The sequence below is a fragment of the Vibrio sp. 397 genome (assembly GCF_033339395.1).
Classification (GTDB): domain Bacteria; phylum Pseudomonadota; class Gammaproteobacteria; order Enterobacterales; family Vibrionaceae; genus Vibrio; species Vibrio alginolyticus.
In genome coordinates, this window is the sequence record NZ_JAWOUN010000001.1 from 560,547 (window position 1) to 573,936 (window position 13,390).

At 44.6% G+C, this 13,390-nt stretch carries 13 protein-coding genes, 1 riboswitch and 1 other annotated feature; of the genes, 4 read left to right on the forward strand and 9 right to left on the reverse strand.

Annotation, left to right across the window (positions count from 1 at the left end):
* Positions 1 to 12 precede the first annotated feature (12 nt).
* The 3 genes from lpxH to R7P36_RS02510 all read left to right on the forward strand — a co-directional run bounded on the left by lpxH (position 13) and on the right by R7P36_RS02510 (position 2,666).
* Positions 13 to 750, forward strand: a complete 738-nt coding sequence (gene lpxH / locus R7P36_RS02500) for a UDP-2,3-diacylglucosamine diphosphatase (RefSeq protein WP_005389817.1) — start codon at positions 13 to 15, stop codon at positions 748 to 750.
* Positions 751 to 848: 98 nt separating this feature from the next.
* On the forward strand, positions 849 to 2,063 hold the full coding sequence (locus tag R7P36_RS02505; RefSeq protein ID WP_005378158.1) for an EAL and HDOD domain-containing protein: 1,215 nt from the start codon (positions 849 to 851) through the stop codon (positions 2,061 to 2,063).
* Between the two features lie 87 nt (positions 2,064 to 2,150).
* Positions 2,151 to 2,666, forward strand: a complete 516-nt coding sequence (locus R7P36_RS02510) for a YchJ family protein (protein WP_005378159.1) — start codon at positions 2,151 to 2,153, stop codon at positions 2,664 to 2,666.
* Between the two features lie 275 nt (positions 2,667 to 2,941).
* Here the strand turns inward: R7P36_RS02510 and hisIE are convergent, their stop codons facing one another.
* From hisIE to tet(35), 9 genes are all read right to left on the reverse strand, one after another.
* Complete coding sequence (gene hisIE / locus R7P36_RS02515) at positions 2,942 to 3,577, reverse strand: bifunctional phosphoribosyl-AMP cyclohydrolase/phosphoribosyl-ATP diphosphatase HisIE (protein WP_005533681.1); 636 nt, start codon at positions 3,575 to 3,577, stop codon at positions 2,942 to 2,944.
* Positions 3,574 to 4,347, reverse strand: coding sequence for an imidazole glycerol phosphate synthase subunit HisF (gene hisF / locus R7P36_RS02520; protein ID WP_004749837.1), 774 nt, complete (start codon positions 4,345 to 4,347; stop codon positions 3,574 to 3,576). Before hisF ends, hisIE begins: the two co-directional genes overlap by 4 nt.
* Complete coding sequence (gene hisA, locus R7P36_RS02525; protein WP_182038182.1) at positions 4,329 to 5,066, reverse strand: 1-(5-phosphoribosyl)-5-[(5-phosphoribosylamino)methylideneamino]imidazole-4-carboxamide isomerase; 738 nt, start codon at positions 5,064 to 5,066, stop codon at positions 4,329 to 4,331. The genes hisF and hisA overlap by 19 nt, the downstream gene beginning before the upstream one ends.
* 12 nt (positions 5,067 to 5,078) lie before the next feature.
* Positions 5,079 to 5,693, reverse strand: a complete 615-nt coding sequence (gene hisH, locus R7P36_RS02530; protein WP_005389830.1) for an imidazole glycerol phosphate synthase subunit HisH — start codon at positions 5,691 to 5,693, stop codon at positions 5,079 to 5,081.
* A 26-nt stretch (positions 5,694 to 5,719) separates the two neighbouring features.
* Positions 5,720 to 6,793 carry a bifunctional histidinol-phosphatase/imidazoleglycerol-phosphate dehydratase HisB gene (gene hisB, locus R7P36_RS02535; RefSeq protein ID WP_182038184.1) on the reverse strand — a complete coding sequence of 358 codons (1,074 nt, stop codon included), beginning with the start codon at positions 6,791 to 6,793 and terminating at the stop codon, positions 5,720 to 5,722.
* Between the two features lie 69 nt (positions 6,794 to 6,862).
* Entirely contained in the window at positions 6,863 to 7,903 is a 1,041-nt protein-coding gene (gene hisC, locus R7P36_RS02540; protein ID WP_213899664.1) for a histidinol-phosphate transaminase, read from the reverse strand.
* Positions 7,904 to 7,921: 18 nt separating this feature from the next.
* Positions 7,922 to 9,214 (reverse strand): histidinol dehydrogenase, encoded by a 1,293-nt coding sequence (gene hisD / locus R7P36_RS02545; RefSeq protein ID WP_033905089.1) that lies wholly within the window; start codon positions 9,212 to 9,214, stop codon positions 7,922 to 7,924.
* A 5-nt stretch (positions 9,215 to 9,219) separates the two neighbouring features.
* A complete protein-coding gene (hisG, locus tag R7P36_RS02550; protein WP_005378180.1) occupies positions 9,220 to 10,116 on the reverse strand; it encodes an ATP phosphoribosyltransferase in 897 nt (298 codons plus the stop codon).
* Between the two features lie 53 nt (positions 10,117 to 10,169).
* Positions 10,170 to 10,307: a sequence feature (His leader region), on the reverse strand.
* Positions 10,308 to 10,487: 180 nt separating this feature from the next.
* Positions 10,488 to 12,089: a tetracycline efflux Na+/H+ antiporter family transporter Tet(35) gene (gene tet(35) / locus R7P36_RS02555; protein ID WP_017634691.1), complete on the reverse strand. Its 1,602-nt coding sequence runs from the start codon at positions 12,087 to 12,089 to the stop codon at positions 10,488 to 10,490.
* 109 nt (positions 12,090 to 12,198) lie between these two features.
* Positions 12,199 to 12,381, reverse strand: a riboswitch (Lysine riboswitch).
* Positions 12,382 to 12,963: 582 nt separating this feature from the next.
* Here tet(35) and R7P36_RS02560 point away from each other — a divergent pair.
* A complete protein-coding gene (locus tag R7P36_RS02560; protein WP_005378185.1) occupies positions 12,964 to 13,371 on the forward strand; it encodes an H-NS family nucleoid-associated regulatory protein in 408 nt (135 codons plus the stop codon).
* The last annotated feature ends 19 nt before the right edge of the window (positions 13,372 to 13,390 follow it).

The following is a 13,390-nucleotide window of genomic DNA, read 5'->3' on the forward strand; positions in this document are numbered from 1 at the left end:
CCCCTTATTTCTATGACGACATTATTTATTTCCGATCTTCACCTTACCCCATCACGTCCTGATATCACGGAATGTTTTGTGACGTTCATGCGAACAGAAGCAACAAAAGCTGATGCACTTTATGTACTCGGCGATCTGTTTGAGTTCTGGATTGGTGACGATGACAACACCCCTTTTGCAGACCAAATCCGCGCAGAATTTAAAGCACTGACGGATGCGGGTGTGCCAACTTTTTTCATCCAAGGCAATCGAGATTTTTTACTCGGCAAACGCTTTTGCAAAGAAACCGGTATGACATTACTCGACGATGTCTGCACGATTGATCTTTATGGTCAAAAAGCCGTAATCCTACATGGCGATACGCTCTGCATTGACGATGTGAAATACCAAGAGTTTAGAAAAACCGTTCACAAGCCATGGCTACAATGGTTGTTTAACCGTATTCCTTGGTTCATTAAGAAGAAAATTGTCTCAAAAGTTCAATCCGATATTCGTGATGATAAAATGAGCAAGTCATTAGATATCATGGACGTCAACCAAAATGAGGTCGAGAAAGTAATGTCTCAGAACTGCGTCAACTTAATGATTCATGGTCACACACATCGCCCGAACACACATTTTTTTGACGTTGATGGCGTTAAAAAGACCCGAATTGTTTTAGGGGATTGGTATACGCAAGGCTCAGTTTTAAAAGTAAATTCTGATAGTTTTGACCTACAAACGAGACCGTTCATACAGAATTTGCGTTAAGCATGTAGAGCGTGTAGAAGATTCACGCTCAAGTCGTAGATATTTTGTAAAAAATCGCTATTATCATAATACTAAGTTAAACAGAACGAAGTACCTAATTGAAGTATTCTTACGTAGCTCGCCAACCGATTCTGGATAGAGAAAAACGAACCATAGGTTACGAACTCCTCTTTCGAGACGGCCCTAAAAATACCTTCCCTGAAGTAGAACCAGAGCTGGCTACTAGTCGACTGCTATCCGATCATTTTTTATCGACGCATTACAACACATTAGGAAACAAACTTGGCTTTGTTAACTTTCCGCATCAAAGCTTGGTGAACTTGGTCCCAACTTTGTTTCCTAAAGAATCTCTCGTCATTGAAGTCCTTGAAGACTGCGAACCGACAGAAGAACTGTTAGAAGCCATCAAGCACCTTCATGAGTGCGGATACAAAATTGCTCTGGATGATTTTGTTCCGACGAAAGCTTGGAAGCGTTTTCTTCCATACGTTTCCATGATCAAGTTTGATATTAGACTTGTGCCGATCAAGAAAGCTGCCATTTTTATTCAGGCGTTGAGCCCATTTAAAATCGACTTTCTTGCGGAAAAGGTAGAGACCTATGAAGAGTTTGAGCAAGCTCTAGAAGCCGGTTTTAACTATTTTCAAGGGTATTTTTTTAGCAAACCTGAGATGATCCAGAAAAAACGGTTGAACCCCGCGTTTCTTACCGTCATCCAACTTTGTAAAGAGATTGCAGATAAGCCCATCGACTTCAATGAGGTTGAACGTCTGTTTTCGATTGATGTGACGCTGTCATACAAGCTGCTTACTTACGTAAATTCAGGATATACATTAACGACTAAGATCAAATCGTTCAGACAGGCGCTTATTTATCTGGGTGAAGAGCGACTACGACGCTTTATTTCCTTAGTTGCAATTGCCTCCGTTCAAGAAGATAAACCTGACTCTCTTTACTCTTTAGCGATTCAGCGTGCACGAATGTGTGAACTGCTACTTAGTCAAATGAACACTAGGTATGACCCTGGGCAGGCTTTTTTGACAGGCATGTTTTCTTTGCTCGGATCTTTGCTCGATCAACCGCTCTCGGATGTCATTGAAGATATCCCCGTTGACGAAGATATAAAACTCGCATTAACCAGTCGAAAAGGCGTACTTGGTCACTTACTTTCGATGACGATCGCCTACGAACAAGCGGACTGGGAGTTAGCCGAGCGATATTGCACCGTTCTTAAATTAACCGAACCTCAATTAGCAGACGCTTTTAATCAATCGACGGAATGGGCTCAAGAACTGCTGTCTCAAACGCCCTAAATGGCTATAATGCCCCAAAGAATACCTGCGACCTCACTTATGTGGGGTTGTTTGTTTTTACCGCTTAATTAATCGAGATTTCATTTTATGGCTTCTTCTTGTCCTTGCGGCTCTAACCGCACCTACCAACAGTGTTGTGAAATTGCCCACAATAACCACGCTGACGTCACCACTCCGGAGCAGCTAATGCGCTCTCGTTACAGCGCGCATGTGTTAGGTCTAGTGGATTACGTGGTGAACACATACCACCCAAGCTGTAATGCAGAAGAGCAACGTGAAGGCATTGCCCAATCTATCGACAGCGATTGGTGCAAGCTTGAGGTAGTGAAAGCTGAAGCGGGTTGTAACGAGAATGAAGGTTTTGTTGAATTCAACGCTTACTTTGACGAAGACGGCAAACGCTACTGCATGACAGAGCGTTCTCGCTTTGTAAAAGAAAATGGGCTTTGGTACTACATTGACGGCACGTTTCCAGAAGAAGAGCTAGAAGAAGAACCAGAACAAGATCCTCGCCTAAACCAACCAGTGAGTAGCCTAAAAGTAGGTCGTAACGACCCGTGTATCTGTGGAAGTGGTAAGAAATTTAAGAAGTGTTGTGGGTAAGATCATCCACTCCTAGCTTATTGAGCTCGATTTAATTGGATTCTTGACTTCGCCTAGGTTCGTTGGAGTGACGTGAATATATGTACCTATTTGAAGTAAATAACTCTACTGCAAGTACCATTAGAAAATATACCGTCATTCTGAACAGCGAGGGACGAGCGTGATTCAGAATCTAATCGCCACCAGCACTATTGCCGGTTTTTGCCCCGAATCAAGAACACTAAAGTAAAAAGCCCCTAGGCTCGAGAGCATAGGGGCTTTCACTTATCGCAAGCTTACTTATGACGCTCTTTCAGTTTATTCACTACGTCATTCATCGATAAGCCTTGGTCTTGAAGCAATACCATTAAGTGATAAATCAAATCTGCAGATTCACACACTAACTCCGCCTTATCGCCCGACGTCGCCGCAAGCGCGACTTCAACGCCTTCTTCGCCCACTTTTTGCGAAATACGCTTGGTGCCACGGGCATAAAGACTGGCAGTATAAGAGGAATCTGGGTCGGCACTCTTGCGGGCAGCCAATAGCTGCTCAAGTTGATGAAGCCACACCATTTGTGACTCCTCTTGAGGGTCCACATCCCAGCAAGTTGTGTTACCCAAGTGACACGTAGGACCAATGGGATTCACTTTCACCAGTAGCGTATCGTTGTCGCAATCGAGCTGCATGTTCACTAGTTGCAATACGTTGCCGGAGGTCTCACCTTTCGTCCAAAGACGCTGCTTGGTACGAGAGAAAAACGTCACTTGACCTGTTTCGCCCGTTTTTGCCAACGCATCTTGGTTCATGTAACCCATCATCAGCACTTGGCTTGATTGGAAATCTTGTACGATGGCAGGTACCAGACCATCCACCTTTTCCCAGTTGATTCGCTCAGCTAGCGAACTTACTTCGGCGGCTTTCACACTCATAGTCGTACCTCAATGCCTTGTTGTTTCAAATACTGCTTTAGTTCACCAATATTGATGACTTGTTTGTGGAATACCGATGCGGCAAGCGCGCCATCCACATTTGCTTTTTGGTAGGCTTCTGCGAAATGCTCCATAGCACCTGCCCCACCCGATGCAATCAATGGCACGTTACACACTTCACGCACCATGTTAAGTTGTTCAATATCGTAGCCGTTACGTACGCCGTCTTGGTTCATCATGTTCAGTACGATTTCACCAGCGCCACGCTTTTGTACTTCTTGCACCCAATCACGTGTTTCCCATTGAGTTGCTTTGGTGCGTTCTTCATCGCCAGTAAACTGGTAAACCTGATACTTGCCTGTCTCTTTGTCGTAGTATGAATCGATACCAACGACGATACATTGCACACCAAACTTATCAGCAAGGTCAGTAATCAGTTGCGGGTTAGCCAATGCAGGTGAGTTAATAGACACTTTGTCTGCACCAAACTCAAGAATGCGCGCTGCATCTTCCGCTGATTTAATACCACCAGCGACACAGAAGGGAATATCAATCACTTCAGCAACGCGAGCGACCCAACTTTTGTCAACGACACGCCCATCACTTGAAGCGGTAATATCGTAGAACACAAGCTCGTCAGCGCCTTCTTCCGCATAACGCTGTGCCAGAGGAACGATGTCGCCAATGATTTCGTGGTTGCGGAACTGAACGCCCTTTACCACTTGTCCATCACGGACATCAAGACATGGAATTATTCGCTTTGCCAGCATGCAAATGCCTCCTCTGCTGTGAACTTACCATCTAACAGCGCGCGACCAACAATCACGCCAGCCACACCGCTGCCTTTTAGTGCTTCGATATCCGCTAATGAGCCGATGCCGCCTGAAGATTGGAACTGCACTTGTGGGTACTGTTTACATAGGTCGACATAAAGCTCTACGTTTGAGCCTTCTAGCGTACCGTCACGAGAAATGTCTGTACAAAGCACATGCTGCAAACCTACCGTCAGGTAATCGTTGATCAGAGCTTCGATAGTCACGCCTGAATCCTCTTGCCAACCAGAGATCGCTACTTTACGTGTGCCGTCTTGGTCGATGTTGATGTCTAGCGCGAGAACGATTTTCTCCGAGCCGTATTTTTCCATCCAACCTTTCACAAGCTCTGGCTGTTTTACTGCTGTAGAGCCAACCACAACGCGCTGAGCACCCGCTTCTAGCAGATCAATCACGTCTTGCTCGGTACGCACTCCGCCACCGATTTGGATGTTCGCTGGCGTGCTTGCTAGTAGCGTTGCAATCAAATCAAGTTGGCGTGCTGTCGTGTCTTTCGCGCCAGTTAAATCCACCAAGTGCAGCCAGTTAGCACCCGCTTGGTGATACAAGTTGAATTGCTCTGCTGGGTCGACTTTGTACTCGGTTACTTGGCCGTAATCACCTTGATAAAGGCGAACCACCTGTCCTTCAATTAAATCAAGAGCTGGAATAATCACACTAAATCCCTTTTATAATTCTAAGAAGTTTTGAATAAGCTTCGCGCCCGCTTTTGAAGAACGCTCAGGGTGGAATTGCACGCCGTAGTAGTTACCGCTTTGTACTGCTGCTGTGAACGGGTTGCCGTACTCGCATTCCGCAATCGTGTAATCCCCAACTGGCATCGCAAAGCTGTGCACGAAGTAGAAATACTCTCCTTCTTCAATACCTTTGAAAAGTGGATTACCTGCTTTTGCAGAGACCGTGTTCCAACCCATGTGCGGCAGCGGCAAATCGCCAGTTTGTAGTAGCTTCACTTCGCCATCACAAAGCCCAAGACACTCAACCAACTCGTCGGCTTTCTGCCCTTTCTCTTGAGACACTTTGCCCAACAGTTGCATGCCTAAACAGATACCTAACAGCGGCTTTTCTACTTGTTTTACCAAGCTGATCAGATCGCGCTCTTCTAGGTTTTTCATCGCTTCGCTGGCGGTTCCCACCCCCGGTAGGAATAGCTTATCTGCCGACAATACGACTTGCGGATCTTTTGAAATAGTTACGTCATAGCCTAGGCGTTCAATAGCAAACTTCACCGAAGATACGTTGGCACAGCCAGTATCGATAATGACAACTTTCTGTTCTGTCACTGTTTTTCTCCTTGCTAAGGTTAACCTTAAAGCACGCCTTTACTACTTGGTAGCTCAGTGCCTTCTACTTTGATTGCTTGGCGCAAAGTACGACCAAACGCTTTAAACAAGCTTTCAATGATGTGGTGATCATTGTTGCCCGCAGAAGACAGGTGCAGCGTACACGCTAGGGTGTCAGTCAGAGAGCGGAAGAAGTGAACTACCATCTCTGTTGAAAGATCACCCACTTGCTCACGGCTGAATTGCGCGTCGAACTTAAGGTAAGGACGACCAGATAGGTCTAGTGCGCATTGTGCCAAACACTCATCCATTGGAAGGCTAAAGCCAAAGCGACCAATACCACGCTTGTCACCCAGTGCTTCTTTCAACGCTTGACCCAACGCAAGAGCGGTATCTTCTACCGTGTGGTGATCATCAATGTGCAGGTCACCTTCCACTTTGCACACCATTTGGAATCCACCGTGCGTCGCGATTTGATCCAGCATGTGGTCGAAGAAACCAAGACCAGTTGAGATGTCATTGCCGCCATGCTCATCAAGGTTAACTAATACTTTGATGTCTGTTTCTTTTGTGGTGCGGACCACTTCAGCCACGCGCGCTTTCACCGTCAGATCTTTCAAGATCTGTTTCCAACCCATGGTTTCTGGGTTGTATTGAATGCCACGAATTGCCATGTTTTCTGCAAGTTGAAGATCGGTTTTACGATCGCCAATCACAACAGAGTTTTGGAAATCAACTTTGCCGTCTTGAAGGTACTCTTTTACTAAGCCCAATTTAGGCTTACGGCAAGAGCAGTTGTCTTCATCAAAGTGAGGACAAATCAGCACATCATCGAACTTCACACCTTGAGATTCAAAGATCTCCATCATCATGTTGTGTGGCGCATCAAAGTCTGCTTGTGGGTAGCTGTCGGTACCTAAACCATCTTGGTTCGTTACCATCACTAGGCGGTATCCTGCATCCTGCAACGACAACAGGCTTGGGATAACAAATGGTTCCAGTTTTAGTTTATCTAAACGGTCTACTTGAAAATCAATCGGCGGCTCGACAATTAAGGTGCCATCACGATCAATAAAAAGGATTTTTTGTTGTTTGCTCACTCGAACTTCCTTATTGCTATTCTTTTGGCGCTCCCGCTATTGAGCGAGAGCGATAAATTCTGTCTCTATTTATGCGTAGTAGTTTCTGATAAATCCAAGCGTTTTTTCGCACTCGTCACGGTTACCCACACTGATACGCACACAGTTTTCAATTGGCGAGTTACGCAAAATAATGCCCGTATCCCAAGCCGCTTTGAAAAGGTCATCGCCATCTGGGAATTTCACCAATAGGTAGTTCCCCCACCCTTCAAACACTTCCAAACCCGGAATCATTGAAAGGCCAACTTGCAAGTAAGCACGGTTTGCATTCAAATCGAGAACTTGAAACTTCGCTCGTGCTAAACCAGCTTCCGAAAGCGCCTGAGTCGCAATTTCTGCCACTGGAACTGGGACTGGGTAAGGTGCGATAACTTTAAGAAGTACATTAATAAGCTCTTCGTTCGCAAGCGTAAATCCACAACGCAGACCTGCAAGCGCAAAAGCTTTCGACAGAGTACGCAGAATCGCAAGATTCGGGTATTGCGCCAGTAGGTCTACCGTTGACGCTTCTGGACAAAAATCGATGTACGCTTCATCCATCACCACAATTGCACGGTCTTTTGTCATCTCAAGCAGAGACACAATGTTTTCACGCTTAACCAAGTTACCCGTTGGGTTGTTTGGCGAACATACAAAAACCAGCTTCACGTTATCCAGATTAGCTTCGATGCCTGCAAGATCGAGTTGCCAATCTGAGGTTAGCGGCACGGTTTTGCGCTCAACACCAATGGTTTCAGCGCTGATGGCGTACATACCGTAAGTCGGTGGGCAGTAAAGAATCGCATCTTCACCCGGATCACAGAATGCACGAATTAACAACTCAATACCTTCGTCTGCGCCACGAGAAGTCAGTGTTTGTTCTGGTTTAACACCCGCATACGCTGCGTAAGCGGAAATCAGTTCTTTCGGTTGGCATTCGCTGTAACGATTAAGACGAGCAAAGTCTGTTTTGTATTCATTGTTAAATGGTGATTCGTTGGCATTTAGCCATACGTCACCCGTACCACCGATTCGGCGAGCCGACATATAAGGGGTAAGCTGTTGGACTTGTTTACGCGCTAGCTTTTCCATCTCATTACTCTCTTATTCTTACTTACTTGCTAATTTTTCTACGCGGATAGTAACAGCACGTTTGTGAGCGTCCAGACCTTCCGCTTCAGCCATCGTGACTACCGTTGGTGCAAGGTTCTTTAAACCATCAGCAGAAAGCTCCTGAACCGTCATTCGTTTAGAGAAATCCGCCAAACCTAAGCTTGAATAAGTACGTGTGTAACCGTAAGTAGGAAGGACGTGGTTAGTCCCCGATGCGTAATCTCCCGCAGATTCAGGCGACCAATCTCCAAGGAAGATAGAGCCTGCATTATCAAGTAGAGGTAGAAGCTCACGAGGGTTCTTAGTCTGAACAATCAAGTGCTCAGGACCGTAGTAATTGGAAATAGAAACTGACTGCGTCATCGACTCGGAAATAATGATCAAGCTTGATGCCAGAGCCTTTTCTGCGATGTCTGCACGAGATAGCTCCTTAAGCTGACGTTGAACCGCATCCGTCACTTGATCAGCAATCACAGGAGAAGGAGTCACAAGTACCACTTGAGAATCAGGACCGTGCTCTGCTTGGCTCAAAAGATCCGCAGCGATAAAGTCTGCATCTGCGGTTTCATCGGCAATCACAAGCACTTCAGACGGCCCTGCAGGCATATCAATCGCAGCACCGCGGAAATCATTACTTACCTGACGTTTTGCTTCTGTCACATAAGCGTTACCTGGACCAAAGATCTTATCAACTTTAGATACAGTCTCTGTGCCGTAAGCCATTGCAGCAACCGCTTGGCCACCGCCGACGTTATACACTTCATCAATACCGCACAGTTTCGCTACGTACAAAATCTCATCAGCGATTGGGGGTGGAGAACAAAGAACGACTTTACGACAACCTGCAATTTTTGCAGGAACGCCGAGCATCAAAACAGTCGATGGCAAAGGCGCACTGCCACCAGGAATGTACAAACCCACTTTTTGAATTGGGCGTGTTACTTGTTCACAAAGGACACCTGGCTGGGTTTCCACCTTGATCGGTTGCGGCTTTTGCGCTTTGTGGAACTTAGAAATATTGGCGTAAGCTTGCTCTAGTGCGCTCTTCATTGACTCTGACAAACGCTCTGACGCTGCCTTAATTTCCTGAGAAGAAACACGAATGGATTCAGGCTTAACACGGTCAAACTTTTCGGTCAGCTCAATAAGAGCAGAGTCACCTTCTTCTCGAACTTTAGCAATAACTTCGGCCACAGCAGTGGTGATATTGGCACCTTCTGCAATAGCAGGGCGCTCCAAAATAGAGTCTTGCTGATTCTCACTTAATGATTGCCAAACGACTGTTCTCATGATGCTTACTCCATCATTTTTTCAATTGGTAGAACGAGAATTGAACTTGCGCCCAACTCTTTCAGCTGTTCCATTGTTTCCCAGAACAGGTTTTCAGAACTCACCAAGTGAACAGCCATTTTCTGCTTATCTGCAGAAAGAGGAAGAACAGTTGGGTCTTCAGCACCTGGCAGTAGTGCTTTAATTTGATCTAACTTCTCTGCTGGGGCGTGAAGCATAATGTACTTAGATTCTTTCGCTTGCTGCACGCCTTGCATGCGAGTTAACAGCTTTTCGATTAGCGCCACTTTGTCTGCGTCGAACTCACCTGTGCGTTGAATCAATGTCGCTTTTGATTTAAAGATAATTTCAGCTTCTTTAAGGCCGTTCGCTTCCAGTGTTGCACCTGTAGAAACCAAATCAGCGATAGCATCAGCGAGACCCGCGCGAGGGGCAACTTCTACAGAGCCTGTCAGCATACATGTAGAGAATGGAACGCCGGCTTCATCCATGTACGCTTTTAGAAGTTGAGGATACGTTGTAGCAATACGCTTGCCAGCTAAGTCTTGTGGACCGTTGTACTCTTCGTCCTTGTCGATTGCGATAGATAAACGACAGCCACCAAAATCAAGTCGACGAAGCTGAACAAACTCGCAGGGTTCACCTAATGCTTTGCGGTCAAGGCGAACTTCTTCTAGTTCATTTTCGCCAATAAAGCCAAGGTCAACCACGCCATCCATAATTAAACCTGGGATGTCGTCGTCACGAACCAAGAGTAAATCAATTGGCATATTTTCAGAATGGACAACTAAACGCTCGCCCATTACGTTGAACTTTACGCCGCACTGTTTTAGTAGAGCTTGACTCTCTTTGCTAAGACGACCTTTTTTCTGAATTGCGATTCTTAAACGTTGTGTTTGCATTGCTTTGTCCCTATGCAAGATTTTGATATCTAAGTATTTTTCAAACTAATAAAACTAAAAAACCCTCGGGAGATTGAGGTCTCCCGAGGGTTTAAAATCTGCTTTTACTTTGATTTTACCTCCGGGAGTTTCCTGCCTCCCGGGTATGCGTACATCGCCCGAAAGACTAGATTGGGTGATGATGGTGATGAATGTTCATTACAAAATTACGCATACTTATTTCAAGGCTCTTCTCATTTGCTTTGTTACCAACAACACTAACCAAGCTGATTACTTTTTTCAACCCTTAATTTTAAAAAAATTCGAATTGTATAATACAAATAAAAAAGGAGGCCGAAGCCTCCTATAAATTTACTTTTTAAATCAGTGAATTACGCACTCTGGCAAGACGCTATTTTAGACTTTGAAAGCCATGACAAAATAGCGCAAACGATAATGAATGTTATCGACGCTGCAATGAACGAGAACGCTATTGAAGCAGTCATACCAAGGGCAATAAAGCCGACGCATGAAACAAGCGCGACTGATAATGCATAAGGTAGCTGTGTTGATACGTGATCAATGTGGTTACAACGTGCACCCGTCGATGACAAGATAGTCGTATCTGAGATTGGTGAACAATGGTCACCGAATACCGCACCAGCTAAAACCGCACTCAGCATCGGTAGCATTAGCGCTACGTCTGTTGCGCCAGCCATGTCTCCAGCGATTGGAAGCATGATGCCGAACGTACCCCATGAAGTACCTGTTGAGAACGCCATCAGGCCAGACAGCAGGAATAAGATAACTGGGAGCCAATGAGGGTTGATATTTCCCTGCGCCATTGTCGAAAGGTAAGTACCAGTCTTCATATCACCGATAACAGAGCCAATGGTCCAGGCAAATACTAAGATTAGAATCGCACCAAACATAGACTTAGCACCAATCCAAAGTGTACGTGCGATCTCAGCCATTGGTAGACCTTGCTTCACAACAGTAAACAGTGCAACTGCTAAGCCAAGCAAGCTACCGTAGATTAGTGATGTACCTACATCTGTATTTTCAAAAGCACCAAGAAGCGCAAACTCCTTACCATCAGCAGCCAATGCTTGGCCACCCGTGTAAAGCATTGAAGCGATAGTCGCGATAATCAGCGTCACGATAGGAAGTATCAAATCTGACACTTTACCCTTTTCACTTTCACGGATATCTAGCTCTTCGTTTAGGTCATGCGCTTCTTGCGAGTCATTTTCTTTGTCTTTATCAAAGCCACGACCTTGCGATGCAGAGATCTCATGCTCACGCATTTTACCAATATCAAGACCAAACCACGCAACAGCGAACACCATTAGCAGCGCAAAAACGGCGTAGAAGTTCATTGGGATAAGACGAACATATGCGCCAAGAGCCGAATACTCTGTGATCCCATGTGAGACTAAGATCCCGCCAATAATAGTAATAATGTAAGCACCCCAGCTAGAAGCAGGCATAATTACACACATTGGAGCAGCGGTTGAGTCTAGAATGTACGCAAGCTTAGCGCGAGACACATAAAAGCGATCGGTTACTGGGCGAGAGATCGCACCAACAGCAAGGCTATTAAAGTAATCATCGACAAAAATGAATACGCCTAAAAAGGCGGCAAGAAGTTTGGAGCCGCGTTTACTCTTCACTCGAGATTGTGCCCATTCAGCAAAAGCACGAGTACCGCCAGATAGCGTTAATAAAGCTGTTGTCATACCTAATAAGATTAGGAAACCAACAATGCTCATGTTCCAAGTGTTAATTCCGCCATCTTCAATAAAGACAGAAGAAACTTGAGAACTGACGTAACCTGCGGTGTCGCTGATAGACCAGCTATTAAGTAGCACCGCACCTAGCACGATACCTACACCCAAGGAAACTAATACACGTCGAGTCAAAATCGCCAAAGTCAAAGCGACAATAGGTGGCAATAATGAAACAGGAGAACTAGAAAAATCTATTAAATTCATGATCTTCAAAAACCAAAGTTTGGCTAGAGATCTACTGCAGACAAGTCACGTAGCATACGATACGTGCTCATGTTGAACTTAGCGACAGGGAAGCGAACACTCCACCCAACCCTACAGTAGCGCTCCATAGTTTAATGTGAATATATACTATGGCAGTGTTGTTCCTTTCAGATACAACCCCAGCAAGTAACTTTGATGAGTTACTTACTTCGGCAATCTTCGCCTTCCACTATTATTCATTGGCATCACCCCAATAATAGCTACTCTTCGAGACCGCGCCTCTACGGCAACAACAAACAATTAACCACTAACTGTACAAATTAACAACAAATTGTCTGCAATATTGCATCAGGTGGCAGCCATTGTACTTATGATGAGAGTCAATGCAACACATCAAACTAAATTAAACAAATAAATAATGACTGAGATAATTTATAAACCTTGCCTACTTCCATAAGTTTTGTGCAACTGAAATCACATCAATCATGTTATTTATGAAACATTATTACTACCTTAGAAATATCATGGTTTATCTTATATCAATAAATTAAGGATATATGACACACCATTAAAGATGGAGGCTTCATATTTTTAAGTAATAACTCAAATTTTTTTATAAAAAACCAAGCTGTCGCTCTCTCTATACAATAATGATTGTTGATTTTAGTTCTCATCTAATAATGATTTATTTCGAGTGTAATAATATTAATTGCTTTAAAAAATAGTCAAATTTAAACAAAATCTTGATTTAGCATTTGCACATAAGGAAAAGATAAAGTTAAATATAAGGACTCTTTGTTTATTTATAGATTGGCATTATTTAATCGTAACGATAAAAAGTGCCCAACACATTAACCTTTTAATAGGAATCGTTATGTCAGAGCTGACTAAAACCCTTCTAAATATCCGTAGCCTTCGTGCATTTTCTCGTGAGCTGACTCTAGAACAATTGGAAGAAGCTCTAGATAAACTCACTACTGTCGTAGATGAGCGTCGTGAAGCAGAAGAAGCAGAACGCGCAGCACAAGCAGAGCAAGAAGCTAAGCTTGCAGAGATTGCTGAGAAAATCGCTCAAGACGGTATTGACGTGGAAGCACTTATTACTGCGCTATCTGGCGAAACTAAGACGAAAGGCAAAGCGAAGCGCGCACCTCGCCCTGCTAAATACAAATACACAGATTCAAACGGTAATGAGAAAACTTGGACTGGCCAAGGTCGTACACCTTCGGCAATTCAAGAGCAACTTGATGCAGGTAAATCTCTGGATGAGTTTCTAATCTAGATCCGTGCTATTTTTAAAA